Origin of the sequence: Pseudomonas sp. RGB, assembly GCF_007713445.1 — a bacterium.
Lineage (GTDB): Bacteria > Pseudomonadota > Gammaproteobacteria > Pseudomonadales > Pseudomonadaceae > Aquipseudomonas.
Genome location: NZ_VMSH01000015.1, coordinates 1 through 25,335 on the forward strand (window position 1 = coordinate 1; position 25,335 = coordinate 25,335).

The 25,335-nt window shown below is 61.0% G+C and carries 20 protein-coding genes; 15 read left to right on the plus strand and 5 right to left on the minus strand.

Going from position 1 to position 25,335, the window contains the following annotated elements; translation table 11 throughout:
- The first annotated feature begins 129 nt into the window (after positions 1-129).
- From FPT15_RS24325 to FPT15_RS24335, 3 genes are all read left to right on the plus strand, one after another.
- A complete protein-coding gene (locus tag FPT15_RS24325; RefSeq protein WP_145165314.1) occupies positions 130-594 on the plus strand; it encodes an LTXXQ domain protein in 465 nt (154 codons plus the stop codon).
- Between the two features lie 67 nt (positions 595-661).
- Positions 662-2,005 carry a HAMP domain-containing sensor histidine kinase gene (locus FPT15_RS24330; protein ID WP_145165316.1) on the plus strand — a complete coding sequence of 448 codons (1,344 nt, stop codon included), beginning with the start codon at positions 662-664 and terminating at the stop codon, positions 2,003-2,005.
- A gap of 40 nt (positions 2,006-2,045) precedes the next feature.
- A complete protein-coding gene (locus FPT15_RS24335) occupies positions 2,046-3,395 on the plus strand; it encodes a CoA transferase (protein WP_145165318.1) in 1,350 nt (449 codons plus the stop codon).
- A 98-nt stretch (positions 3,396-3,493) separates the two neighbouring features.
- On the opposite strand, the gene FPT15_RS24340 is transcribed toward FPT15_RS24335, so the two are convergent.
- Together FPT15_RS24340 and arcD (FPT15_RS24345) are read right to left on the minus strand one after the other, a co-directional pair.
- A complete protein-coding gene (locus FPT15_RS24340; RefSeq protein WP_145165320.1) occupies positions 3,494-4,357 on the minus strand; it encodes a DNA-3-methyladenine glycosylase in 864 nt (287 codons plus the stop codon).
- On the minus strand, positions 4,354-5,781 hold the full coding sequence (gene arcD, locus FPT15_RS24345; protein ID WP_145165322.1) for an arginine-ornithine antiporter: 1,428 nt from the start codon (positions 5,779-5,781) through the stop codon (positions 4,354-4,356). Before arcD (FPT15_RS24345) ends, FPT15_RS24340 begins: the two co-directional genes overlap by 4 nt.
- A gap of 445 nt (positions 5,782-6,226) precedes the next feature.
- Here arcD (FPT15_RS24345) and arcD (FPT15_RS24350) point away from each other — a divergent pair, with 445 nt between their 5' ends.
- From arcD (FPT15_RS24350) to FPT15_RS24405, 12 genes are all read left to right on the plus strand, one after another.
- The gene (gene arcD, locus FPT15_RS24350) at positions 6,227-7,654 is read left to right on the plus strand and encodes an arginine-ornithine antiporter (RefSeq protein WP_145165324.1); all 1,428 of its coding nucleotides are present in this window, start codon (positions 6,227-6,229) and stop codon (positions 7,652-7,654) included.
- Positions 7,655-7,678: 24 nt separating this feature from the next.
- Positions 7,679-8,935, plus strand: coding sequence for an arginine deiminase (gene arcA / locus FPT15_RS24355; RefSeq protein WP_145165326.1), 1,257 nt, complete (start codon positions 7,679-7,681; stop codon positions 8,933-8,935).
- A gap of 69 nt (positions 8,936-9,004) precedes the next feature.
- A complete protein-coding gene (locus FPT15_RS24360) occupies positions 9,005-10,015 on the plus strand; it encodes an ornithine carbamoyltransferase (RefSeq protein WP_027605559.1) in 1,011 nt (336 codons plus the stop codon).
- A 162-nt stretch (positions 10,016-10,177) separates the two neighbouring features.
- Positions 10,178-11,107 (plus strand): carbamate kinase, encoded by a 930-nt coding sequence (arcC, locus tag FPT15_RS24365; protein WP_145165328.1) that lies wholly within the window; start codon positions 10,178-10,180, stop codon positions 11,105-11,107.
- An 18-nt stretch (positions 11,108-11,125) separates the two neighbouring features.
- Positions 11,126-11,488 carry a DUF5064 family protein gene (locus tag FPT15_RS24370; RefSeq protein WP_145165330.1) on the plus strand — a complete coding sequence of 121 codons (363 nt, stop codon included), beginning with the start codon at positions 11,126-11,128 and terminating at the stop codon, positions 11,486-11,488.
- A 184-nt stretch (positions 11,489-11,672) separates the two neighbouring features.
- Positions 11,673-13,181, plus strand: a complete 1,509-nt coding sequence (locus tag FPT15_RS24375) for a sigma-54-dependent transcriptional regulator (RefSeq protein WP_145165332.1) — start codon at positions 11,673-11,675, stop codon at positions 13,179-13,181.
- 409 nt (positions 13,182-13,590) lie between these two features.
- Positions 13,591-13,974 carry a glycine cleavage system protein GcvH gene (gcvH, locus tag FPT15_RS24380; protein ID WP_145165334.1) on the plus strand — a complete coding sequence of 128 codons (384 nt, stop codon included), beginning with the start codon at positions 13,591-13,593 and terminating at the stop codon, positions 13,972-13,974.
- Between the two features lie 10 nt (positions 13,975-13,984).
- Entirely contained in the window at positions 13,985-16,825 is a 2,841-nt protein-coding gene (gene gcvP / locus FPT15_RS24385; RefSeq protein ID WP_145165336.1) for an aminomethyl-transferring glycine dehydrogenase, read from the plus strand.
- Positions 16,826-16,940: 115 nt separating this feature from the next.
- Positions 16,941-18,317: an L-serine ammonia-lyase gene (locus tag FPT15_RS24390; protein ID WP_106578399.1), complete on the plus strand. Its 1,377-nt coding sequence runs from the start codon at positions 16,941-16,943 to the stop codon at positions 18,315-18,317.
- A gap of 39 nt (positions 18,318-18,356) precedes the next feature.
- On the plus strand, positions 18,357-19,481 hold the full coding sequence (gene gcvT, locus FPT15_RS24395; RefSeq protein WP_145165339.1) for a glycine cleavage system aminomethyltransferase GcvT: 1,125 nt from the start codon (positions 18,357-18,359) through the stop codon (positions 19,479-19,481).
- A 389-nt stretch (positions 19,482-19,870) separates the two neighbouring features.
- Positions 19,871-20,083 carry a cold-shock protein gene (locus FPT15_RS24400; protein WP_003220045.1) on the plus strand — a complete coding sequence of 71 codons (213 nt, stop codon included), beginning with the start codon at positions 19,871-19,873 and terminating at the stop codon, positions 20,081-20,083.
- Positions 20,084-20,177: 94 nt separating this feature from the next.
- On the plus strand, positions 20,178-20,666 hold the full coding sequence (locus tag FPT15_RS24405; RefSeq protein ID WP_145165341.1) for an RDD family protein: 489 nt from the start codon (positions 20,178-20,180) through the stop codon (positions 20,664-20,666).
- A 132-nt stretch (positions 20,667-20,798) separates the two neighbouring features.
- Here FPT15_RS24405 and nadA read toward each other — a convergent pair whose 3' ends face one another.
- The 3 genes from nadA to FPT15_RS24420 form a co-directional block, all read right to left on the minus strand.
- Positions 20,799-21,857 (minus strand): quinolinate synthase NadA, encoded by a 1,059-nt coding sequence (nadA, locus tag FPT15_RS24410; protein ID WP_145165343.1) that lies wholly within the window; start codon positions 21,855-21,857, stop codon positions 20,799-20,801.
- A gap of 234 nt (positions 21,858-22,091) precedes the next feature.
- Positions 22,092-23,669 carry a lactate dehydrogenase gene (locus tag FPT15_RS24415; protein WP_256676510.1) on the minus strand — a complete coding sequence of 526 codons (1,578 nt, stop codon included), beginning with the start codon at positions 23,667-23,669 and terminating at the stop codon, positions 22,092-22,094.
- Between the two features lie 129 nt (positions 23,670-23,798).
- A complete protein-coding gene (locus FPT15_RS24420) occupies positions 23,799-25,085 on the minus strand; it encodes an OmpP1/FadL family transporter (RefSeq protein ID WP_145165345.1) in 1,287 nt (428 codons plus the stop codon).
- Positions 25,086-25,335 lie beyond the last annotated feature (250 nt).

Genomic DNA, 25,335 nt, shown 5'->3' on the forward strand with positions numbered 1-25,335 from the left:
CCCCAAGTTTTGTCAGCCCCCACCAACCCCCTCTTTACCCAAGCTTTACCCACACCTGACCGCCGCTGACCTTGATCTGAGTAACCTACTCACATCCGGACTCACCGGAATAGAGACAGGAGAATCACCATGCGCAAGACCCTTATCGCTTTGATGTTCGCCGCTGCCCTGCCAACCGTTGCCATGGCCGCCGCGCCAGAAGGCCCAGGCCCGATGGGCGGCCCTGAAGGCCACATGATGGGTGGCCCGGGCCCCGGTGGTGAACACGGTCCGCGTGGCAAAGGCGGCCCGTTCAGCCAACTCGACCTGAGCCGCGAACAGCGCGAGCAAATCGGCAAGCTGATGGGCGAACAATGGCACGGCCGCAAAGAGATCGTGCGCAAGTACCTGGACAAACTGCCAGCCGCTGACCAGCAAGCCATGAAAAACGAAATGGCGGCCGCCAAGCAGAAAACCCAGGCCGACATCCGCGCCGTGCTCAAGCCCGATCAACAGAAGAAATTCGACGAGATCGTCAAGAAACAAGCCGAGCGCCGCGCCGAGTGGAAGGAATTCCAGGCCTGGAAAGCCCAGCAGCCGAAAAAAGCGCAATAATGCTCTAGCTTTACCACCCCAGCCCAGTGGCTCGCGCCGCTGGGCTTTTCCTGCTTGAGGGTTTCCTGTGCGTTCATTGTTCTGGCGCATCCTGGCCAGTTTCTGGCTGGCCATCGCCTTGGTTGCCGGGCTGTCGATCCTGCTTGGGCACATGCTCAACCAGGACGCCTGGATTCTCAGCCGCCACCCCGGCCTCAACAACCTGCCGCAGGAGTGGACGCAACTCTACGAAGCCCAGGGCGAGGACGCCGCTCAGGATTTGCTGCAACAACGCAAACGCCAGTACCACATCGACGTGCAAGTGCTCAATGAGAGCGGCGAGCCGGTGGTGCGCGGTACGTTCCCCCGGCGCGCCGCCGCCTTCGAGGCCCGGCAAAATGACAACCAGGACGGCCACCTGCCGTGGCGCCGCCTGACCGCCGAGTACACCAGTGAAAAAACCGGCGACACCTACCTGCTGATCTACCGCATCCCGCACCCGGAACTGGACGAATGGCACCGAAACAGCCTGACGTGGCCGTTGAGCGCGCTGGCGATTGCGCTGGTGGTGCTGACCCTGTTCAGCCTGCTGGTGACGCTGTCCATCACCCGCCCGCTCAGCCGCCTGCGCGGCGCGGTGCATGACCTCGGCCAGGCCACCTATCAGCAAAACAGCCTGGCGAAATTGGCCAACCGCCGCGATGAGTTCGGCGTGCTGGCCACTGATTTCAACCGCATGGGCGCGCGTTTGCAAAGCTTGATCGGCAGCCAGCGCCAGTTACTGCGCGACGTGTCCCACGAGTTGCGCTCGCCGCTCGCCCGGCTGCGCATTGCCTTGGCCTTGGCCGAACGCGCCAGCCCCGAAGAACGCGAACGACTCTGGCCACGCCTGACCCGCGAGTGTGATCGCCTGGAAGCCCTGATCAGCGAAATCCTGGTCTTGGCCCGCGTCGATGCCGACAACGCGAGCGCCGAAGAAGTCGACCTCAACCCGCTGCTCAAGAGCCTGCAAAAGGACGCCCAGCTCGGTGCTCCGGACCAGGTGGTGCAACTGAACGCCGAGCCCGATCTGACGCTCAAGGGCTGGCCGACCATGATCGAGCGCGCCGTGGATAACCTGCTGCGCAACGCCCAGCGCTTCAACCCACAGGGACAACCGATCGAGTTGCACGCCCGGCGCCACGGCGAGCGCATTCTGATCAGCGTGCGCGACCACGGCCCCGGCGTCGAAGCCGAACACCTCAGCCAATTGGGCGAACCGTTTTACCGCGCGCCCGGCCAGGCTGCCCAAGGCCACGGCCTGGGTCTGGCGATTGCCCGGCGCGCAGCGGAACGCCATGGCGGCAGCCTGATCCTGGCCAATCACCCCGACGGAGGTTTCATCGCCAGCATCGACCTGCCGCTGGAACCGGGAGTTGTCACACCGGTGTGAGGATCTTCTATAGTGGCCCTTCTCTAATGGAGGGCCTTTGATGACTGACCTGCTGACTCCCATCCAAGCCGCACTCGATCTGCCGCAAACCCCGCTGACCTTCACGGAGGCTGGCGCCCTGCCCTCGACCTTCGCCGTCACCGAACTGGCCAGCGCCAGCCTTGGCGCAGCCGGCCAGGCCGTGGCTCACCTTATCCACCAACAGACCGGGCGTTTGCCCAGTGTCAGTGTGGACCGTCGCCTCGCCTCCTTCTGGTTTTCGTCCTCGATTCGCCCCGTGGGATGGGAAACGCCGCCGCTGTGGGACCCGGTCGCCGGCGACTATGCCTGCGCCGATGGCTGGATTCGCCTGCACACCAACGCCCCGCATCATCGCGCAGCCGCCGAGCAGGTCTTGGGCAAGGTCAATGACCGCGCCGAAATGGCCGCAAAAGTTGCAACGTGGAACGCTGCCGAGCTGGAACAGGCGATCGTCGATGTCGGCGGCTGTGCAGCGCAGATGCGTACGTGGCAGGCCTGGCAAACCCATCCTCAAGGGTTGGCGGTGAATGCCGAGAAGTTGGTGCAGCGCCAGACCTTCGACACCCCCACCGACAAACCCTGGCTCGGCTCGGTGGCGCGCCCACTGACGGGCATCAAGGTACTGGACCTGACACGCGTATTGGCCGGCCCCGTGGCCAGTCGCTTCTTCGCCGGGCTCGGCGCCGACGTGCTGCGCATCGACTCGCCGAGCTGGAACGAACCCGGCGTGGTGCCGGAAATGACCCTGGGTAAACGCTGCGCACGCCTCGACTTGAAGAGCCCCGAAGGCCGACAGGTGTTTGAAGACCTGCTCAAGGACGCCGACATTCTGTTTCACGGTTACCGCGCCGATGCCCTTGAACAACTGGGTTACACCGCCGCAGAACTGCAGACCCTTGCCCCCGGCCTGATCGACGTGAGCCTCAATGCCTACGGCTGGAGCGGCCCGTGGCGCAATCGCCGCGGCTTCGACAGCCTGGTGCAGATGAGCAGCGGGATTGCCGACGCGGGCATGGCCTGGAAGCAGTCGGATAAACCGGTGCCACTGCCATTGCAGGCGCTGGATCACGCCACCGGGTATTTGATGGCAGCCAGCGCGATCCAGGCGCTAAGCGAACGCTTGAAATCCGGGCGTGGCGGCTCGGCGCGGTTGTCATTGGCGCGCACCGCGAAGTTGCTGGTGGAAGCCGGACAGGTGCCGGAGCAACCGGCGTTAAGGGCTGAAGAGCCGAGTGACCAGGGGTTGGTGGTGGAACAGACGGCGTGGGGTTCGGCCCATCGGTTGCTGGCACCGGTCACCCTCAGCGGCACGCCGTTGCAGTGGGATTTGCCGGCGGGGGAATTGGGCTCGCACCGGGCTCAGTGGTGACCTGAAGACCGCCTTCGCGGGCAAGCCCGCTCCCACATTTGAAATGCATTCCCCATGTGGGAGCGGGCTTGCCCGCGAAGAGGCCCTGACAGACGCCATCAATCCGCCCGGTGCAGCGACACCCACAAATGCTGCGCCGCATACGCCCTCCACGGCCGCCACGCCTCAGCCCGCACCCATAACTGGCGCGCCGAAACCGGCCCGCCTTCCAATGCCGCCAACGCGTTGATCAACCCAATATCCCCCGACGCAAACGCATCCGGCTCACGCAACTGACGCATGGCGATGTACTGCGCGGTCCAGTCACCAATCCCCGACAAGGCCACCAGCCGGGCCACGCCGTCGTTGAGACTGGCTTTGGGCTCAAACAACTGCGGGTCATCCAGCAACGCCTGAGCCACACCGGACAACGTGCGGCCCCGCGCCTTGGGCATGCCCAACGTCGCCAGATCCGCCTGCGCCAACACCTCCGGCGTCGGGAACAGATGGGTGATACCCGCGTGTGGGGTTGCCAGTGGCTGGCCGTACTGCGCCACCAGTTTGCCCGCCAGGCGAATGGCTGCCACCACCGTGATCTGCTGGCCCAATACCGCGCGAATCGCCAGTTCCAGACCGTCCCACGCGCCCGGCACGCGAAGGCCCGGACGCGCCGCCACCAGCTGCGCCATCAATGGGTCGGCGGCCAATTGCGCATTGATCAACCCGGGCTGGGCGTCCAGGTCGAACATGGCTCTCAAGCGCCGCGCGATCTCAGCAAGCACCGCCGCGTCAGAAACCTCCACGCCAACGTCCAACCAATCGCCCGCGCCCGGCGCAACGCTGATCCAGCCGTGGCAACCGTTAACACGGATGCTGCGCCGATACACACCCGCCTCGACACTTTCCAGCCCAGTGATCGCACGCAGGGACAAAAAGCCCAGCATCGCCGCCCAGTCATAGGGCGGCTGATACGCCAGTCTCACAACGACAATCCCCCGCCATACAAGCCATATGCAGCCAACCCTGCGCCGGCGACAACGCAGCTGAAAATGCCTTTTTCCACAGAGGTGAACAACGGCTGGCCCTGCTCGCGCTTGGCCAGGGCGAACAGAATCACACCGGGCGCATACAGCAGCGCCGACAACAGCAAGTATTTCAAGCCGCCGGCATAAAGCAGCCACACGGCATACGCCAGGGCAATCAGGCCCACCAGCAAATCTTTCATGCGCTGGCGGCGGGCGCCTTCGTAGGTTTCGCCACGCGCACTCAACAGCACCGCATACGCCGCCGACCACAGGTACGGCACCAGAATCATCGACGAGGCCAGGTAGATCAGTGTGGTGTAGGTGCTGTGGGAAAACAGCGTGATCACCAGAAAGATCTGGATCATCACATTGGTCAGCCACAGTGCGTTGACCGGCACCTGGTTGGCGTTTTCCTTTTTCAGGAAGGCCGGCATGGTCTTGTCATGGGCAGTGGCGTAGAGAATTTCCGCGCACAGCAGCGCCCAGGACAGCAAGGCGCCAAGCAAGGACACGGCCAGGCCAATGCTGATCGCCATCGCGCCCCAAGGGCCGACGATATGTTCCAGCACACCCGCCAGGGACGGGTTTTGCAACTGCGCCAACTCCGGCTGGCTCATGATTCCCAAGGACAACACATTCACCAGCACCAGCAGTGCCAAGACGCCAAGAAACCCGATCACCGTGGCCCGGCCGACGTCCGAGCGTTTCTCGGCCCGCGCCGAATACACGCTGGCGCCTTCGATACCGATGAACACAAACACGGTGACCAGCATCATGTTGCGCACTTGATCAACCACGCTGCCGACTTGCGGGTTGCCCAGGCCCCAGATGTCACGGGTGAAGATATCCGCCTTGAACGCCACGCCGGCGATCACGATAAACATCAGCAGCGGCACGATCTTCGCCACGGTGGTGATCTGGTTGATGAACGCCGCCTCCTTGATCCCGCGCATCACCAGAACATGCACGGCCCACAACAACAGCGAGGCGCAGGCGATGGCGACCGGCGTATTGCCCTGGCCGAACACCGGGAAAAAGTAGCCGAGGGTGCTGAACAGCAACACGAAGTAACCGACATTGCCCATCCACGCACTGATCCAGTAACCCCAGGCCGACGAGAACCCCATGTAGTCGCCAAAACCGGCCTTGGCGTAGGCATACACCCCGGAATCCAGTTCGGGCTTGCGGTTGGCCAGGGTCTGGAACACGAAGGCCAACGTCAGCATGCCCACGGCGGTGATCGCCCAGCCAATCAATATGGCGCCCACTTCAGCGCGCGCCGCCATGTTCTGCGGCAAGGAGAAAATCCCCCCGCCAATCATTGAGCCCACCACCAGCGCGATCAGCGCACTGAGTTTGAGTTTTTGGGCCGGTTGCGACATGAACACTCCTGAATAACTAACAATTGAGCTGACGACCGTGCACTCAACTAATTAATTCAGCGAGTGTAGCGTTTATTAAAGATAGCGATAAAACCGTCAAGCTCATAACGTAATGGCATGACAGTTTATATAGTTTAGGTTTATTTAGAATTTAAATAGGCAGGCACTTTGCCAGCCCTCGGTTATTTGGCAGCCCGTCCCGAAAAAGTTTGCACATTCAGCAAAAGGGGCTAGCTTCAAAAGTCCGCCTGAACGCACTAAATAATTAATCACAACGCAGAGCCGCTCTGGGACGCGACTTTGCGAGGAACACTATCGCCCGGGGATCTTAACCCTAAGTCATTAATTCACAATGGAATGTGCCAATGAAGTGATCTGAGTCAGCTGTTTGATTAGCGCACGGAATTATTCTGTGGTCTCTCTTCTCCTGCATTGGAGTCATGCAATGTCTGAATCTCCCGGAAAACTTCGATTAGGCGCGCTGGTTGCACTGGTCGTGGGCTCAATGATTGGCGGCGGGATCTTCTCACTGCCGCAAAACATGGCTGCCAGCGCCGATGTGGGTGCGGTGTTGATTGGTTGGGTAATTACCGCCATCGGCATGCTGACCCTCGCCTTCGTGTTCCAGACCCTGGCCAACCGCAAGCCCGACCTCGACGGCGGCGTGTACGCCTACGCCAAGGCCGGTTTCGGCGATTACATGGGTTTCTCGTCGGCCTGGGGTTACTGGATCAGCGCGTGGCTGGGCAACGTCGGTTACTTCGTGTTGCTGTTCAGCACCCTCGGGTACTTCTTTCCGATCTTTGGCGAAGGCAACACCCCGGCCGCGGTGATTGGCGCGTCGGTGTTGCTGTGGGCCGTGCACTTTCTGGTGCTGCGCGGGATCAAGGAAGCGGCGTTTATCAACCTGGTGACCACCGTCGCCAAGGTCGTGCCGCTGGTGCTGTTTGTTTTGATCGCACTGTTCGCGTTCAAGCTGGACATCTTCACCGCTGACATTTGGGGCGTGAAAAACCCGGACCTGGGCAGTGTGATGAATCAGGTGCGCAACATGATGCTGGTCACCGTGTGGGTGTTCATCGGCATCGAAGGCGCGAGCATCTTCTCGTCGCGGGCGGAAAAACGCTCCGACGTCGGCAAGGCCACGGTGATTGGCTTTATCACCGTGCTGCTGTTCCTGATGCTGGTGAACGTACTGTCTTTGGGGATCATGACCCAGCCGGAACTGGCCAAGCTGCAGAACCCGTCGATGGCCGCCGTGCTTGAGCATGTGGTCGGTCACTGGGGCGCGGTGCTGATCAGCGTCGGCTTGATCATTTCGCTGCTGGGCGCCCTGCTGTCGTGGGTGCTGCTGTGTGCGGAGATCATGTTCGCCGCCGCCAAAGACCACACCATGCCGGCGTTTCTGCGCAAGGAAAACGCCAACCACGTGCCGGCCAACGCCCTGTGGCTGACCAACGCCATGGTGCAGATTTTCCTGGTGATCACGCTGTTCTCCGCCAGCACTTACCTCTCGCTGATCTACCTCGCCACCTCGATGATCCTGGTGCCTTACCTGTGGTCAGCGGCCTACGCGCTGCTGCTGGCGGTGCGCGGCGAGACCTACGAAAACGCCCTGCGCGAACGCAAGAAAGACCTGTTCATCGGTGCCATCGCGCTGATCTACGCGGTCTGGCTGCTCTACGCCGGCGGCGTCAAATACCTGCTGCTGTCCGCCCTGCTCTATGCCCCTGGCGTGATTCTGTTCGCCAAGGCCAAGCATGAACTGGGCAAACCGATTTTCACCCATGTCGAGAAGCTGATTTTCGCCGCAGTCGTCGTGGGCGCCCTGGTGGCTGCCTACGGCCTCTACGACGGCTTCCTGACTCTGTAAGTGTTTTCTACTGGAGGATCTGTAATGACCACGGAAAAAGTGAAGTACGGCGTACATTCCGAAGCCGGCAAACTGCGCAAAGTCATGGTGTGCTCCCCAGGTTTGGCCCACCAGCGGCTGACCCCCAACAACTGCGATGAACTGCTGTTCGATGACGTGCTGTGGGTAGCCCAGGCCAAGCGCGACCACTTCGACTTCGTCACCAAGATGCGCGAGCGGGATATCGATGTGCTGGAAATGCACAACCTGCTGACCGACATCGTTGCCATCCCCGAAGCGCTGGACTGGATTCTGGAACGCAAGATCACCCCAAACACAGTGGGCCTGGGCCTGGTCGATGAAGTCAGTTCCTGGCTGCGCAGCCTTGAGCCGCGCAAAATCAGCGAGTACCTGATCGGTGGCGTGTCGGCCGATGACCTGCCGAGCAGCTTCGGTGGCAAGACCATCGAGATGTTCCGCGACTTCCTTGGCCACGCAAGCTTCATTCTGCCGCCGCTGCCCAACACCCAGTTCACCCGCGACACCACCTGCTGGATCTACGGCGGCGTGACGCTGAACCCGATGTACTGGCCAGCGCGACGCCAGGAAACCCTGCTGACCTCGGCCATCTACAAATTCCATCCCGAGTTCACCAACGCCGACTTTCAGATCTGGTACGGCGACCCCGACCAGGAGCATGGAGCCGCCACGCTGGAAGGTGGCGACGTCATGCCGATTGGCAATGGCGTGGTGTTGATCGGCATGGGTGAACGCTCGTCCCACCAGGCCATCGGCCAACTGGCGCGCAACCTGTTCAAAAACAAAGCCGTGGAACGCGTGATCGTTGCCGGCCTGCCCAAATCCCGCGCGGCGATGCATCTGGACACGGTGTTCAGCTTCTGCGACCGCGACCTGGTCACCGTCTTCCCGGAAGTGGTCAACCAGATCATCCCTTTCACCCTGCGCCCGGATGAAAGCAAGCCACACGGCATCGATATCCAGCGGGAGAAAACCAACTTCCTCGAAACCGTCGCCGCAGCGCTCAACCTCAAGGCCCTGCGCGTGGTCGAGACCGGCGGCAACAGCTTCGCCGCCGAGCGCGAGCAGTGGGACGACGGCAACAACGTGGTGGCCGTGGAGCCTGGCGTGGTGATCGGCTACGACCGCAACACCTACACCAACACCCTGCTGCGCAAGGCCGGTGTTGAGGTCATCACCATCAGCGCCGGTGAACTCGGTCGCGGCCGTGGCGGCGGCCACTGCATGACCTGCCCGATCATCCGCGACCCAATCGACTACTAACTTTCAAACCTTGGCCGCCGCTCATGAGGCGCCGGCCAAGGGGATAACCTAAACAGAAGGAGATCCACCATGGCTTTTAATATGCGCAATCGCAGCCTGCTCTCGCTGATGCACCACACCACCCGCGAGCTGCACTACCTGCTGGACCTGTCCCGCGACCTCAAGCGCGCCAAATACACCGGCACCGAGCGCCCACACCTGCAGGGCAAAAATATCGCGCTGATCTTCGAAAAAACCTCGACCCGCACCCGTTGCGCGTTCGAAGTGGCGGCTCACGACCAAGGCGCCCACGTCACCTACATCGACCCGGTGTCGTCGCAGATCGGCCACAAAGAAAGCATGAAAGACACCGCCCGCGTCCTGGGCCGCATGTTCGACGCCATCGAGTACCGTGGCTTTGAACAGGAAATCGTCGAAGAGCTGGCCAAGTTCGCCGGTGTGCCGGTGTTCAACGGCCTGACCGCCGAATTCCACCCGACCCAAATGATCGCCGACACCCTGACCATGCGCGAACACAGCGACAAGCCGCTGCATGACATCAGCTACGCCTACCTCGGGGATGCGCGTTACAACATGGGCAATTCGTTGCTGATGATCGGCGCCAAGCTGGGCATGGACGTGCGCATCGGCGCGCCGAAAGCCCTGTGGCCACACGAGGATTTCATCAAGCAGTGCCAGGCATTTGCCGAAGAAAGCGGCGCGCGCATCACCATCACTGAGGACCCGAAAGAGGCGGTCAAAGGCGTGGACTTCATCCACACCGATATCTGGGTGTCGATGGGCGAGCCGGTGGAAGCGTGGGACGAGCGTATCGAGCAACTGCTGCCGTACCAGGTCAACGCCAAAATGATGAAGGCCTCGGGCAACCCGCGCGTGAAGTTCATGCACTGTCTGCCGGCGTTTCATAACAGCGAAACCAAGGTGGGCAAGGACATCGCCGCGCGCTACCCGAACCTGGCCAATGGCGTGGAAGTGACCGAAGAGGTGTTCGAGTCGCCGGCCAACATCGCCTTTGAGCAAGCGGAAAACCGCATGCACACCATTAAGGCGATTCTGGTGTCGGCGCTGGCGGATATCTAAATCTTGAGTGGGAACTCGATCAATGTGGGAGCAGGCTTGCCTGCGATGCGGACACCTCGGTTTCTCAGGAACATCAGGGTGATGCCATCGCGGGCAAGCCCGGCTCCCACATGAATTGCGCTTCGCTCAAAGACCCTGCTGAATTCTAGAAGGACATTCTTTATGCGCATCGTCGTAGCCCTGGGCGGCAACGCCCTGCTCCGCCGTGGTGAACCCATGACCGCGGACAATCAACGCGCCAATATCCGAATCGCCACCGAACAGATCGCCAAGATCCACCCCGGCAACGAGTTGGTGATCGCCCACGGCAATGGCCCGCAAGTCGGCCTGCTGTCGTTGCAGGCGGCGGCCTACACCAGCGTGTCGCCGTACCCGCTGGACGTGCTGGGCGCCGAAACCGAAGGCATGATCGGCTACATCATCGAACAGGAATTGGGCAACCTGCTGGACTTCGAAGTGCCGTTCGCCACCTTGCTGACCCAGGTGGAAGTGGACGCCAAGGACCCGGCCTTCAAAAACCCGACCAAACCCATCGGCCCGGTATACGCCAAAGCCGAAGCCGAGAAACTCGCCGCCGAAAAAGGCTGGGCCATCGCCCCGGACGGCGATAAGTATCGTCGTGTGGTCGCCAGCCCGCGCCCCAAACGCATCTTTGAAATCCGCCCGATCAAGTGGCTGCTGGAAAAAAGCGCCATCGTCATCTGCGCCGGTGGCGGCGGCATCCCGACAATGTATGGCGAGGACGGCAAGCTGCGCGGCATTGAGGCGGTGATCGACAAAGACCTGTGTTCATCCCTGCTGGCCGCGCAACTGGACGCCGATTTGCTGGTGATCGCCACCGACGTCAACGCCGCCTTTATCGACTTCGGTAAGCCGACCCAGAAAGCCATCGGCCAAGCCCACCCCGACGACATGGAAAAACTCGGTTTCGCCGCCGGCTCCATGGGCCCCAAGGTACAAGCCGCCTGCGAGTTCGCCCGCCAGACTGGAAAAACCGCCGTCATCGGTTCACTCTCGGACATCGAAGCCATCGTCCAGGGCAGTGCCGGTACGCGCATCAGCACGGCAAAACCTGGCATCACCTATCTGTGAAGTAAAGGAGATACGCCTATGGCCACCTTTGAACCCGGTCACTTGCACGTCGAACGTCACGCGCTCAACAAGGATGACTACAGCTACAACCTGTGCATCGACTACGAGGTCAGCCAGGACCCAAAGGAAGGCAAGGGAATGCTCTTCAAGCTGCACGGTTCGGTGCAGGGCAAGGACCTCAAGGAGGAATTCTTTTTGCCCAAGGACCAGGCCTTTGATTTCGCCCGGCATGCGATGAACATCGCGCAGAAATATGGCATGCCGAAGATTGCGACGCTTAACGGCCAAATGCACAAGCAGTACGACTTGATGTTTGAGGATGTACGGCATCAGTTGGATGTGAAGGCGGGCGATCCGATCAAGCCCGAGCACCTGGAATAACAAGTTTGCACTGACACAACACCATCAGTGTGGGAGCGGGCTTGCTCGCGAATGCGCTCTTTCAGTCAATAAATCAAGCGACTGACACACCGCATTCGCGAGCAAGCCCGCTCCCACATTTTGATCTCCATCCGCTCCAAGGCATACTTGCCACCTCCCGCACTCCAGAACCAAAAACCGCCCCATGCGTATCCACGTCAGCTTCATCGACCGCGTCGGCATTACCCAGGAAGTCCTGGCCCTGCTCGGTGGGCGTAATCTCAACCTGGATGCGGTGGAGATGGTGCCGCCCAACGTCTACATCGACGCGCCGACGCTGAGCGCCGAGGTGCTCGAAGAACTGCGCGACGCACTGTTCAGCGTGCACGGCGTACAGGCGGTCACGGTGGTGGACATCCTCCCCGGCCAACGCCGCCACCTGCAACTCGACGCCCTGTTGGCCGCCATGACCGACCCGGTGCTGGCGCTGGACAGTGCCGGCAAGATCCTGCTGGCCAACCCGGCGCTGATCGCCCTGTACGGCCGCGAGCCAGCGGGGGAAAGCATCAGCGAGCTGTTCAACGACGCGGCGCTGCTGGAGACCTTGCTGGAACACGGCTTTCGCCTGCCACTGCGCGAAATCAGCGTCAACGGCCAGACCTTTTTGCTGGACGCCACGCCGATCACCGACGCCGGCGCCCTGCTGACGCTGTACCAGCCCAACCGCATCGGCGAACAACTGTCGGCGCTGCACCATGACCATGCCGAAGGCTTTGATGCATTGTTGGGCGAATCACCAGTGATTCGCACCCTCAAGGCGCGTGCGCAGCGCGTCGCCGCACTCGATGCGCCGCTGTTGATCCAAGGCGAAACCGGCACCGGCAAAGAGCTGGTCGCGCGGGCCTGCCACGCCATCAGCGCGCGCCACAGTGCGCCGTTTTTGGCCTTGAACTGCGCGGCGCTGCCGGAAAACCTCGCCGAGAGTGAGCTGTTCGGCTACGCCCCCGGCGCCTTTACCGGCGCGCAGCGCGGCGGCAAGCCGGGGCTGATGGAGCTGGCCAACCAAGGCACGGTTTTTCTGGATGAAATCGGCGAGATGTCACCGTATCTGCAGGCCAAGCTGCTGCGTTTTCTCAACGACGGCAGCTTCCGGCGCGTTGGCGGCGACCGCGAAGTAAAGGTCAATGTGCGCATCCTCAGCGCCACCCACCGCGACCTGGAAAAGATGGTCAGCGAAGGCTCCTTTCGTGAAGACCTGTTCTACCGCCTCAACGTGCTCAACGTCGAAGTGCCGCCGTTGCGCGAGCGCGGCCAGGACATCTTGCTGCTCGCCCGCTACTTCATGCAGCAGGCCTGCGCGCAGATCCAGCGCCCGGTGTGCCGCCTGGCGCCAGGCACCTATCCGGCGCTGTTGGGCAACCGCTGGCCGGGCAACGTGCGGCAGCTGCAAAACGTGATCTTCCGCGCCGCCGCGATTTGCGAAAGCAGTTTGGTGGACATCGGCGACCTGGACATCGCCGGCACCTCCGTGGCGCGCCAGAGCGACGGAGAAGTCGACAGCCTGGAACAGGCAGTGGAAGACTTCGAGCGCAGCCTGCTGGAAAAGCTCTACGCCAGTTACCCCTCGACCCGCCAACTGGCCAGCCGCCTGCAGACTTCGCACACCGCGATTGCCCATCGCCTGCGCAAGTACGGCATCCCAAACAAACCCTGACTGAATAAACGTGGTTCAAAGGTGGGAGCTGGCTTGCCTGCGATAGCATCGCCTCGGTTCAACTGACAGACCGAGTTGCCTGCATCGCAGGCAAGCCAGCTCCCACAGGGATTGCATCATTCACCAAATTGGGTCTGAGAACGACATCCACTGTACTGAAAGCGCTACAGCGTAACGATATCGCTACAACCCTGTTTTTTGCGCGCCATGCAAGGCTTTGATCCACATAGGCTTTTTTTCAACGGTCAAGCTGTAGCGAAATCGCTACAGGCAAATCTTTCCACTTCCTCGCTGATTTTATTAACCCGTTGATTTATAACAAATTAATAACATTGGCCGCGATATTGCTAAGTAACTCCTCATTATTCCAATCCCGTCCACCAGACGAATCTGGCCCTGAGGAGTTTCCATGAGCGAGTTGCGTTTCACTGAAGATCACGAATGGCTGCGCGCCGAAGCCGATGGCAGCGTCACCGTGGGCATCACCGCTTTCGCGCAGAACGCGCTGGGTGATGTGGTTTTCGTGCAACTGCCGGAGTTGCAGGCCTACGCCAAGGGCGCAGAAGCCTCCACCGTTGAGTCGGTCAAGGCAGCGAGCGGCGTGTACATGCCGCTGGACGGCGAAGTCCTCGACGTAAACGACAAACTCAGCGACAGCCCGGAACTGGTCAACGAAGACCCGATGGGCGAAGGCTGGTTCTTCCGCTTCAAACCCGCCGATGCCGATGCAGTGGCTAAGCTGTTGGATCAGGATGCGTACGACCGCCTGATCAAAGCCAACGCCCAAGCCTGAGGAGCGCGCCATGACGATCAATCTCAGCACCGCCAACGAATTCATCGCCCGTCATATCGGCCCACGCCAGGAAGACGAGCAGCAAATGCTCGCGAAGCTGGGCTTTGACTCGCTCGAAGCCCTGAGCGCCAGCGTGATCCCGGAAAGCATCAAGGGCACCAGCGTGCTCGGCCTGGAAGACGGCTTGAGCGAAGCCCAGGCCCTGGCCAAGATCAAGGCCATCGCCAGCCAGAACCAACTGTTCAAGACCTACATCGGCCAGGGCTACTACAACTGCCACACGCCGTCACCGATTCTGCGCAACTTGCTGGAAAACCCGGCCTGGTACACCGCCTACACCCCGTACCAACCCGAGATTTCCCAAGGCCGCCTCGAAGCGCTGCTGAACTTCCAGACCCTGATCAGCGACCTCACCGGCCTGCCGATCGCCAACGCGTCGTTGCTCGACGAAGCCACCGCCGCCGCCGAAGCCATGACCTTCTGCAAGCGCCTGAGCAAGAACAAAAGCAGCAACGCCTTCTTCGCCTCGATCCACAGCCACCCGCAAACCCTCGACGTGCTGCGCACCCGTGCCGAGCCGCTGGGTATCGACGTGGTGGTGGGCGACGAGCGTGAACTGACCGACGTCAGCGTATTCTTCGGCGCCCTGCTGCAATACCCGGCCAGCAATGGTGACGTGTTTGATTACCGCGAACTGACCGAGCGTTTCCACGCTGCCAATGCCTTGGTCGCGGTCGCCGCCGACCTGCTGGCCCTGACCCTGCTGACCCCGCCGGGTGAGTTCGGCGCCGATGTGGCCATCGGCAGCGCACAACGCTTCGGCGTGCCGCTGGGCTTTGGTGGCCCGCACGCGGCGTACTTCTCCACCAAGGACGCGTTCAAGCGCGACATGCCGGGCCGTCTGGTCGGTGTGTCCGTCGACCGTTTCGGCAAGCCGGCCCTGCGCCTGGCCATGCAGACCCGCGAGCAACACATCCGCCGCGAGAAGGCCACCAGCAACATCTGCACCGCCCAAGTGCTGCTGGCCAACATCGCCAGCATGTACGCCGTGTACCACGGCCCCAAAGGCCTGACCCAGATCGCCAACCGCATTCATCACCTGACCGCGATCCTGGCCAAAGGCCTGAGCGCGCTAGGCCTGAAGGTTGAGCAAACACACTTCTTCGACACTCTGACCCTGAACACCGGCGCCAACACCGCGGCCCTGCACGACAAGGCACGCGCCCAGCGCATCAACCTGCGTGTGGTGGATGCTGAGCGTCTGGGCCTGTCGGTCGACGAAACCACCACCCAGGCGGATATCGAAGCCTTGTGGTCGATCTTCGCCGACAGCAAAGCCCTGCCGGAATTCGACGCCAACGTTCAAAGCACCCTGCCGGCCGCCCTGCTGCGCCAATCGCCGATCCTCAGCCACCCGGTGTTCAACCGCTACCACTCCGAAACCGAGCTGATGCGCTACCTGCGCAAGCTGGCCGACAAGGACCTGGCGCTGGACCGCACCATGATCCCGCTGGGCTCGTGCACCATGAAGCTCAACGCCGCCAGCGAAATGATCCCGGTGACCTGGGCCGAGTTCGGTGCCCTGCACCCATTCGCCCCGGCCGAGCAAAGCGCTGGCTACCTGCAACTGACGTCCGAGCTGGAAGCCATGCTCTGCGCGGCCACCGGTTACGATGCCATCTCGCTGCAGCCGAACGCCGGTTCCCAAGGTGAATACGCCGGCCTCTTGGCCATTCGTGCCTATCACCAGAGCCGTGGCGAAGAGCGCCGCGACATCTGCCTGATCCCGTCGTCGGCCCACGGCACCAACCCCGCGACCGCCAACATGGCCGGTATGCGCGTGGTCGTGACCGCCTGCGATGCACGCGGCAACGTCGACATCGAAGACCTGCGCGCCAAGGCCATCGAGCACCGCGAGCACCTCGCGGCGCTGATGATCACCTACCCGTCCACCCACGGCGTGTTCGAAGAAGGCATCCGCGAAATCTGCGGCATCATTCACGACAACGGCGGCCAGGTGTACATCGACGGCGCCAACATGAACGCGATGGTGGGCCTGTGCACACCGGGCAAGTTCGGCGGCGACGTGTCTCACCTGAACCTGCACAAAACCTTCTGCATCCCGCACGGCGGTGGCGGCCCGGGCGTTGGCCCGATTGGCGTCAAATCGCACCTGACCCCGTTCCTGCCTGGCCACGCGGCCATGGAACGCAAGGAAGGCGCGGTGTGCGCGGCGCCGTTCGGCAGCGCGAGCATCCTGCCGATCACCTGGATGTACATCAGCATGATGGGCGGCGCGGGCCTCAAGCGTGCGTCCCAGCTGGCGATCCTGAATGCCAACTACATTTCCCGTCGTCTCGAAGAGCACTACCCGGTGCTCTACACCGGCAGCAATGGCCTGGTGGCGCACGAGTGCATCCTGGACCTGCGCCCATTGAAAGACAGCAGCGGCATCAGCGTGGACGACGTGGCCAAGCGCCTGATCGATTTTGGTTTCCATGCGCCGACCATGTCGTTCCCGGTGGCCGGCACCTTGATGATCGAGCCGACCGAAAGTGAATCCAAGGAAGAACTGGACCGCTTCTGTGACGCGATGATTGCCATCCGCGAAGAAATCCGCGCGGTGGAAAACGGCACGCTGGACAAGGACGACAACCCGCTGAAAAACGCGCCGCACACGGCCGCTGAAATCGTCGGCGAATGGACCCACCCGTACAGCCGTGAACAAGCGGTGTACCCGGTTGCGTCGTTGATCGAAGGCAAGTACTGGCCGCCGGTTGGCCGGGTCGACAACGTGTTTGGCGACCGCAATCTGGTGTGTGCGTGCCCGTCGATTGAGAGCTACGCGTAACCCTGACTGACGGAACAGGGTCAAGTGTGGGAGCTGGCTTGCCTGCTCCCACATGGATCTCTTCCACAGTCAGGCCGAGTACATCCAGAAAATAATAAGAAACCGGAGAACAACCATGTCCCTTAGCGTGTTCGACCTGTTCAAGATTGGCATCGGCCCCTCCAGTTCCCACACCGTTGGCCCGATGCGCGCCGCCGCCCGCTTTGTCGAAGGCCTCAAGCGCGACAACCTGTTGAGCGCCACCACCGGCATCAAGGTGGAACTCTATGGCTCCCTCGGCGCCACCGGCAAAGGCCACGGCAGCGACAAGGCCGTGTTGCTGGGCCTGGAAGGCGAACACCCGGACACCGTGAACACTGAAACCGTGGCTGCACGCCTGGCGCAGATGCGCAGCGACGGCCGCTTGAACCTGCTCGGCGAACACAGCATTGCGTTCAACGAGAAAGAACACCTGGCGATGATTCGCAAACCGCTGGCCTACCATCCCAACGGCATGATTTTTCGGGCCTTCGACGCCGCCGGCATCCAGATCCGCAGCCGCGAGTACTACTCGGTCGGTGGCGGGTTTGTGGTGGACGAAGACGCGGCCGGCGCCGACCGGATTGTCGAAGACACCACACCGCTGACCTTCCCTTTCAAGCACGCCAAGGACTTGCTTGGGCATTGCGCCACCTATGGGCTGTCGATCAGCCAGGTGATGCTGACCAATGAAAGTGCCTGGCGCCCTGAAGCGGAAACCCGCGCTGGCTTGCTGAACATCTGGCAGGTCATGCAGGACTGTGTGGATGCAGGTTGTCGCAATGAAGGCATCTTGCCCGGCGGTTTGAAGGTCAAGCGCCGCGCGGCCGCGTTGCATCGCCAGCTGTGCAAGAACCCCGAGTCGGCGCTGCGCGACCCGTTGTCGGTGCTCGACTGGGTTAACCTGTACGCGCTGGCGGTCAACGAAGAAAACGCCAACGGCGGCCGCGTGGTCACGGCGCCCACCAACGGCGCGGCCGGGATTGTGCCGGCCGTTTTGCATTACTACATGCGCTTTATCCCCGGCGCCAATGAAGACGGCGTGGTGCGCTTTTTGCTCACCGCCGCCGCCATCGGGATTTTGTACAAGGAAAACGCCTCGATCTCGGGCGCCGAAGTCGGCTGCCAGGGCGAGGTCGGCGTGGCCTGTTCGATGGCAGCCGGGGCACTGTGTGAAGTGCTGGGCGGCAGCGTATCCCAAGTGGAAAACGCCGCCGAAATCGGCATGGAACACAACCTCGGCCTGACTTGCGACCCGATTGGCGGGTTGGTGCAGGTGCCGTGCATCGAGCGCAATGCGATGGGTTCGGTCAAGGCGATCAATGCGGTGCGCATGGCCTTGCGCGGTGACGGGCAGCATTTCGTCTCGCTGGATAAAGTCATCCGCACCATGCGCCAGACCGGCGCCGACATGAAAAGCAAATACAAGGAAACCGCCCGTGGCGGTTTGGCGGTCAACATTATCGAGTGCTGACGCCTAACGGCGCGTCCGCACGTTTTTCAGGAGCTGAATATGTCCACCCAAACCCTGTTGAAAACTCCACTGCATGCGCTGCACCTCGAGCTGGGCGCGCGCATGGTGCCCTTCGCCGGCTACGACATGCCGGTGCAATACCCATTGGGCGTGATGAAGGAACACCTGCACACCCGTGAACAGGCCGGGTTGTTTGACGTGTCGCACATGGGCCAGATCCGCCTGACCGGCGCGAATGCCGCCAAGGCCCTGGAAACCCTGGTGCCGGTCGACATCATCGACCTGCCGGTCGGCATGCAGCGCTACGCGATGTTCACCAACGATCAGGGCGGCATTCTCGACGACCTGATGGTGGCCAACCTGGGTAACGACGAACTGTTCCTGGTGGTCAACGCCGCGTGCAAGGACCAGGACCTGGCGCACCTGCGCCAACACATTGGCGAGCAGTGCACGATCGAGCCGCTGTTTGAAGAACGCGCCCTGCTGGCCCTGCAAGGCCCGGCGGCGGTGAAGGTACTGGCGCGCCTGGCGCCGGAAGTGACCAAGATGACGTTCATGCAGTTCGCTACCCTGCGCCTGCTGGGCGTGGACTGCTATGTCAGCCGCTCCGGCTACACCGGCGAAGACGGGTTTGAAATCTCCGTGCCCGCCGCCAACGCCGAGAGCCTGGCGCGCAGCCTGCTGGCCGAGGCCGAAGTGCAGGCCATCGGCCTGGGCGCCCGTGACTCGCTGCGCCTGGAAGCCGGCCTGTGCCTCTACGGCCACGACATGAACACCGACACCACGCCGATTGAGGCCAGCCTGTTGTGGGCTATCTCCAAGGCTCGCCGTGCCGATGGCGCGCGTGCCGGTGGCTTCCCCGGCGCCGAACGGATTTTCACCCAGCAACAAGCCGGTGTGAGCCGCAAGCGTGTCGGCCTGCTGCCACAGGAACGTACCCCGGTGCGTGAAGGTGCAGAGATCGTCGATGCGCAGGGCACCGTGATCGGCAGCGTGTGCAGCGGCGGCTTTGGCCCGACGTTGGGCGGCCCGCTTGCCATGGGTTACCTGGACAGCGCATTCATCGCTCTGGACACCGAAGTGTCTGCGTTGGTACGTGGGAAAAAGGTGCCATTACGTGTAAGTAAAATGCCATTTGTGCCACAACGTTACTTCCGTGGCTGATTGACTGTTCCTATAAGTAACGCGGTTGCGTTAACGTGCACTAAACTGTAACGCAACCGCCATAAAACAGTGCACTGACGATAGTCAATGTAATAGCCAACAACCTATAACAAGTGATCAACTCTATTGAATAAGTGGGATCCACATTAATCATCAAACAGTCATGAAGCCGAGCAAACGCTGGGCTTTTGGCGGGGCTTGTTTTTTCTCTATTAGTTGGCGTAGAGTTTGCCCACTGTGTTTGCATGGGTCGCTTTGAACCTGGACCTGGGCAGTAGCCAAAGTTTGCTACAACCCGTTCGACGTCTCTTACTTTCCTGCAACTCAGCCCAGTACTCTTTCATGTGAAAGGGGCTGTCATTAATTTTTTGCGTCAAGGAAATAAGAAAATGGCTGATCGTCAGAGCGGTACCGTCAAGTGGTTTAACGACGAGAAAGGGTTTGGTTTTATCACTCCAGAAAGCGGTCCGGATCTGTTCGTGCACTTCCGCGCTATTCAGGGCAACGGCTTCAAGAGCCTCAAAGAAGGCCAGAAAGTGACGTTCATCGCCGTGCAAGGCCAGAAAGGCATGCAGGCTGACGAAGTACAAGCAGAAGGCTGATCCTTGCTGCGACAAAAAGCCCCTGATGGTGACATCAGGGGCTTTTTTATATGCGTTTGCTCGTAAAATGGCTTTTTTCTCTAGAGAGACTGCCATGTCCAAACCCCTGCTGAGCCCCCAAGGCGAGTTTCCCGCCGTTGGCCTGGGCCGTCGCCTGGCAGCGATGTTTTATGACTTTCTCCTGTGCACTGCCTTGCTGATCGTCACAGCGTTCATCTACAAGCTGGTGTGGATGGCCTTTATCGGCGAGGCGAAGATGCGCGCGCTCACCGAGTCTGGCGCACTGGACGGTGACCCGTTGCTGTCGACGATTCTGTTCTTTGTGTTATTTGGTTTTTTCGCCAAGTTCTGGACCTATTCCGGCCAGACCCTGGGCATGCAGGTGTGGGGCGTGCGCGTGCAGAACGCCGACGGCTCGCGGATCAGCCTATGGCAGGCGCTGTTGCGGTTTGTGGTGTCGATTGCGTCGTGGTTGTGCGTAGGGCTGGGGTTTATCTGGTCGCTGTTTGATAAGCAAAAACGCAGCTGGCATGACATCTATTCGGATACGCAGCTGGTGCGTGTCCCGAAGCAGAAGAAGTAATTCCAAACGACACAAAACAACTGTGGGAGCTGGCTTGCCTGCGATGCAGGCACCTCGGTCTATCAGGCAGACCAGGGTGATGCTATCGCAGGCAAGCCAGCTCCCACATTTTTAACCGTGTTTACAATTAAATTAAGCGTTGCCAGCCAGTTTCAGGCGCGCCGCCTGGGTGAAGTCGAGCATGCGCTTGAGCGGCCGCACCGCCTGCGGAATCACCGACGGCTCGACGAAGATCTCGTTGCTGCCCTCACGCAGGCACTGCAGCGTGCGCTCCAGTGTATTCATCGCCATCCACGGGCAATGCGCGCAACTGCGGCAGGCCGCGCCGTTGCCGGCAGTCGGTGCCTCGATGAAGACCTTGTCCGGGCACAGCTGCTGCATCTTGTAGAAAATGCCGCGGTCGGTGGCGACGATAAACGTCTTGTTCGGCAGGCGCTGGGCCGCTGCGATCAATTGGCTGGTGGAACCCACGGCGTCCGCCAGTTCAATCACCGACGTCGGCGACTCCGGATGCACCAGAATCGCAGCGTCCGGGTACAGCGCCTTCATGTCCTCAAGCTGCTTGGACTTGAACTCTTCATGGACGATGCACGCGCCATCCCACAGCAACATGTCGGCGCCGGTCTGGCGCTGAATGTAGGTGCCCAGGTGCTTGTCCGGCCCCCAGATAATCGTCTCGCCGTTGTCCATCAGGCTTTCGACGATTTCCAGTGCGCAGCTTGAGGTAACGACCCAATCGGCCCGCGCCTTGACCGCCGCCGACGTGTTGGCATACACCACCACCGTGCGCTCGGGATGCTGATCGCAGAACGCCGAAAATTCCTCCACCGGGCAGCCAAGGTCCAGGGAGCAGGTGGCTTCCAGGGTGGGCATGAGGATGCGTTTTTCGGGCGTAAGGATTTTGGCGGTCTCGCCCATGAAACGCACACCGGCGACCAGTACGGTCTTGGCCGGGTGGGCTGCGCCGAAGCGGGCCATTTCCAGGGAGTCGGAGACACAGCCGCCGGTTTCTTCGGCCAGGGCCTGAATCACCGGGTCGCAGTAGAAGTGGGCGACCAGCACCGCGTCCTGAGCCTTGAGCTCGGCGGCGATGGCGGCACGCAGGCTTGCCTCTTCTTCGGCGCTGAGCGCCTTGGGCTGCTTGGCGTCGAGGTGAGCTTGAACCAGTAGGCGTTCGGAAATTTGCGTCATGTTCGCAAGACCTGCAGGCGCAGTTGCGCGAAAGTCGAGTGTACCACCGGCTTTGGAGCCTTTCGGGCGCCGCCGGACGAAGTGATTGTGTTCATCAAGCACGGGTGAAGCTGCGCAAGGCTACAGAATATCGAATCGATTCAAAAGCCTAATCTGGCCCGCGCAGGCGCGCTGGTCGAGCAAAAAAACGGGAAGGCTCATGACTGGGCCTTCCCGCTTTGACCACGCCGAACGTCAGCGCATCAGCACATCCGGATCGTTCTGCAACAGGATCGAGTCATGCATGTTGGCCAAGGCATCCTTCAAGGTTGACTGCTCCAGGGCATCCTTGGACTTTTTGCTCTGCTGGGCGGCGTGCTCAAGCAGCGCTAGGTAGTCGCGCTTGGTTGAGGCTTCCTTCGGCACCACGCTGTCTTGCACCCGGTTGCCCATCACGTACTTCTGCGTGTGGGTGTTCTGGGAAGCCGATTGGGTAACGGACGCATTTGTCAGTCGGCCATCTTTATAGGCGAAGTTTGCGGTGCTGCTGGCCTTGTCCTGCACTTGCACATACAGGTAATTCTGCGATTCGCGAGAGCCGTCAAAAACCGGCGGTTTGCCACCGTCGAGGCCTTTATGGAAGCTGGCCGACAGCAGCGATTGCTGGTTCTGGGTGACGCTGCGGTCGCCCGTGCTGCGGCCATTGACCTGGGTCTTCTGCGACACGCTGTAGGAAACGCCCCCAACTTCCGACCGACGCATCGAATTGGGCGCGCCCGCCGCCTGCTTGATCGAGGCCTTGAAGTCAGCCAGGCCCGTCAGCAAGCCTTTGTCGGTCGGGTTATTCGTCAGCGGGTTTGCAGTGCCAGCCCCGGGCGGATAGTTGCTGTTCATGGCGCTGAACGCGTCCTTGAACATGGCCATCAGGTCCGCGTTGGCACTGCCGCGCCGCTCGACGCGGTCGAACTGCGCTAGGTAGGTTTGCAGCGCCTTGGCCTGCTGCTTGGCATTGCCTAGGATCGCCGCGTTTCTCAGGTCCACCGTGAGGTCAATCTGACCCGCCGGGCCACTCATGCGCGTGGTACGGCTCTCGCTGTCGGCATGAAAGGCCAGGGTAATGTCCTCACCGTTCGAGTCCTTCACTTTGGCATTGAGGTCCACCGACGACAGCAGCTTGGCGTCGAACTGAGTCAGCCTGCTCAAGTCGAGTTTCGGCGGCACGGCGGTCAGCCCGTCGACCGAGGCCTGGAATGCGCTGCCCAACTGGCCGACGGCCTTGAGTTCATCGGCGGTCAACTCCCCGCCTTCTACGGTGGCCTGCACGCCCAGACCATCTTTCTGGTTGGACAGGCTGAACGTGACGGTCTTGGCGCTGGCAGTCTTGATGCTGAGGCTGACCTGGTTGTCGGCCTTGCTGTGCAGCAGCGTCTGGTCCGCCTTGATTGCATCGGTGTCGCCAGCGCGGTCAGCTGTGGTGTTGAGCAGCGACTGGGAAATAGCGGCACCGCCACCTTTGGTGAATTGGTCCACTAACGCAGCGCCCAGGCCACTGTAGCGGCTGGCCGTAGTGACCGAGTGGAAGTTGGCGTTGATGACCCAGGTGATCGAATCATCGCTGTTGTTTTCCCAGGTCCGCACGCTTTCCTGGCCGGGCAACAAGCCGTTTCGAGAATAGGTATCGACGACATCGGCTGGCGGATTGCCAAGGCTGACCACTGCGGAAGGCCGCGTCGGTGAGACATCGACAGTGTTCGCCAGGGTGGCGTGAGGCGCGGTGGTCGCAGCCCGAACAATAAGGGGATTGGTCGCGATAACAGGCGTTAACGTAGTCATGACAGTCCATGTCTTAAAAGCTGAGTAGCTTTCAATCTAACCAACACGCGCCGTAAATGACAGCATTGATGTCAACAAAACTGGCAAAGAGCCATGCCAATAAACTGGCTCTTCGCCGGATTGCCTCGATCAGAAGCGGTAAGTCACCGAACCCCCGAAACCATTGGCGCTGTTTTCATATTTGGCGTCGTAGGTCAGCGCCAACTGAGGGTTGTTGTCGCGAATCTTGATCGGCTCTTCCTTCAGGTAGGAATAGGCCACGTCAAACGTCAGGTTATCCACCGGTGTCCAGCCGGCACCCAGGCTGAACACGGTACGGTCGCCCGTAGGAATCCGTACGGAACGGTCGGTGTTGTTGGTCGGCGTCTGGTCCACCGAGAAGCCGGTGCGCAGCACCAGTTGTTTGTTGAGCTGATACGACAGGCCGATCGCATGGGACCACGTGTCGTGCCAGTGCTCCTGCTCGGTGATGGAACCCAGGCCTGCCAGCTCAGCCGTCAGTTCGGACACGCCGGAATTGTTCACCGTGATCTTCTTCAGCTGGCTCCAGCGGGTGTAGGTGCTGCCCACGTAAAGGGTCAAGGCATCGGTCAGCTGGTGAGTAACGGAAAGGTCCACGGAAGACGGCGTGGTGACATTCAGCTTGGCGTCGTACTTCTGTGCCCCGCCGTCCAACAGGTCGGAGAGCACGCCCGAGGCGTCGGTATGACCACTCAAGTGATACACCACTTGCGAATGGTAGGTGAGGCCGACGCGGGTACTGTCCAGCGCCTGCACCAGGATACCGGCGTTAAAGCCCATCGCGGTGTCGTCGCCCTTGATCTTGGCCGTTTCCGTACCCAGCCCGAACGCCGGCACCTTGGAGTCAAGCTCGCCGCTGATTTTGTTGAAGGTCGGGCCGAAACCTACCGACACCTTGTCGTTGAACGCGTAGCTGACGGTCGGCTGCACGGTGAGGACTTCAATCTTGCTCTTACTCCCAAAACCATTGCCCTGGAAGCTGTGCTCATAGTCGGTCACCAGGCCAAACGGTGCGTAGATGCCCAGGCCAAATGCCCAGTGTTCATCGATCGGCGTAACCAGGTAACCCATCGGCACGGCAATGCCGGGGACCATGTCGCCCTTGTTGGTGCCAGGGTTATCGACGCCGCCCTGGCTGGAGCTGGCGTCCTTGATATTGGTTTTGGCATCCAGGTAGGTCGCCCCGATGCTGACTTCATTGTGCTTGAGGCGCGACATGCCGGCCGGGTTGCCGAACACCGTGCTGGCGTCGTCGGCCGAGGAAGAACGCCCGGCGTAGCCTGTGCCCATTGAACTGATGCTTTGTTCATTGAGGGCGAAGCCACCGGCGAGCAGCTGTGTAGAGGCAAGCGAAACGCAAAGCGCCAAGGCGCTTTTAAGAGTTTTGTTATTCATTATTAGGACTCGAATTATTGGTCAGCGCCGGGAAAACTACCAACGTTCGAGCCGAGGGTTTATGAAGAGTTTTTCATGCACACGATTGTCGGACAACTCTAGAGTTTTCAAAGACTTTGCCCGTTTTTCGGCGTCTTTTTATGACCTTTTAACCTGATCGTGACCGCCTGGTTTTAACTGCCCGTAACGCCAGGGCAGCCCGCCCTCGTAAGCTCAACCCAATCCAACGTGCGCGCTGGTTGCCTGCGAT

What these genes read in the sequence shown, in the direction of transcription:
- FPT15_RS24325 (WP_145165314.1), top strand. Translation starts at nt 130, where the DNA reads ATGCGCAAGACCCTTATCGCTTTGATGTTCGCCGCTGCCCTGCCAACC.
- FPT15_RS24335 (WP_145165318.1), top strand. Translation starts at nt 2,046, where the DNA reads ATGACTGACCTGCTGACTCCCATCCAAGCCGCACTCGATCTGCCGCAA.
- arcD (WP_145165322.1), bottom strand. Translation starts at nt 5,781, where the DNA reads ATGTCGCAACCGGCCCAAAAACTCAAACTCAGTGCGCTGATCGCGCTG.
- arcD (WP_145165324.1), top strand. Translation starts at nt 6,227, where the DNA reads ATGTCTGAATCTCCCGGAAAACTTCGATTAGGCGCGCTGGTTGCACTG.
- arcA (WP_145165326.1), top strand. Translation starts at nt 7,679, where the DNA reads ATGACCACGGAAAAAGTGAAGTACGGCGTACATTCCGAAGCCGGCAAA.
- FPT15_RS24360 (WP_027605559.1), top strand. Translation starts at nt 9,005, where the DNA reads ATGGCTTTTAATATGCGCAATCGCAGCCTGCTCTCGCTGATGCACCAC.
- arcC (WP_145165328.1), top strand. Translation starts at nt 10,178, where the DNA reads ATGCGCATCGTCGTAGCCCTGGGCGGCAACGCCCTGCTCCGCCGTGGT.
- FPT15_RS24370 (WP_145165330.1), top strand. Translation starts at nt 11,126, where the DNA reads ATGGCCACCTTTGAACCCGGTCACTTGCACGTCGAACGTCACGCGCTC.
- FPT15_RS24375 (WP_145165332.1), top strand. Translation starts at nt 11,673, where the DNA reads ATGCGTATCCACGTCAGCTTCATCGACCGCGTCGGCATTACCCAGGAA.
- gcvH (WP_145165334.1), top strand. Translation starts at nt 13,591, where the DNA reads ATGAGCGAGTTGCGTTTCACTGAAGATCACGAATGGCTGCGCGCCGAA.
- gcvP (WP_145165336.1), top strand. Translation starts at nt 13,985, where the DNA reads ATGACGATCAATCTCAGCACCGCCAACGAATTCATCGCCCGTCATATC.
- FPT15_RS24390 (WP_106578399.1), top strand. Translation starts at nt 16,941, where the DNA reads ATGTCCCTTAGCGTGTTCGACCTGTTCAAGATTGGCATCGGCCCCTCC.
- gcvT (WP_145165339.1), top strand. Translation starts at nt 18,357, where the DNA reads ATGTCCACCCAAACCCTGTTGAAAACTCCACTGCATGCGCTGCACCTC.
- FPT15_RS24400 (WP_003220045.1), top strand. Translation starts at nt 19,871, where the DNA reads ATGGCTGATCGTCAGAGCGGTACCGTCAAGTGGTTTAACGACGAGAAA.
- FPT15_RS24405 (WP_145165341.1), top strand. Translation starts at nt 20,178, where the DNA reads ATGTCCAAACCCCTGCTGAGCCCCCAAGGCGAGTTTCCCGCCGTTGGC.
- nadA (WP_145165343.1), bottom strand. Translation starts at nt 21,857, where the DNA reads ATGACGCAAATTTCCGAACGCCTACTGGTTCAAGCTCACCTCGACGCC.
- FPT15_RS24415 (WP_256676510.1), bottom strand. Translation starts at nt 23,669, where the DNA reads ATGACTACGTTAACGCCTGTTATCGCGACCAATCCCCTTATTGTTCGG.
- FPT15_RS24420 (WP_145165345.1), bottom strand. Translation starts at nt 25,085, where the DNA reads ATGAATAACAAAACTCTTAAAAGCGCCTTGGCGCTTTGCGTTTCGCTT.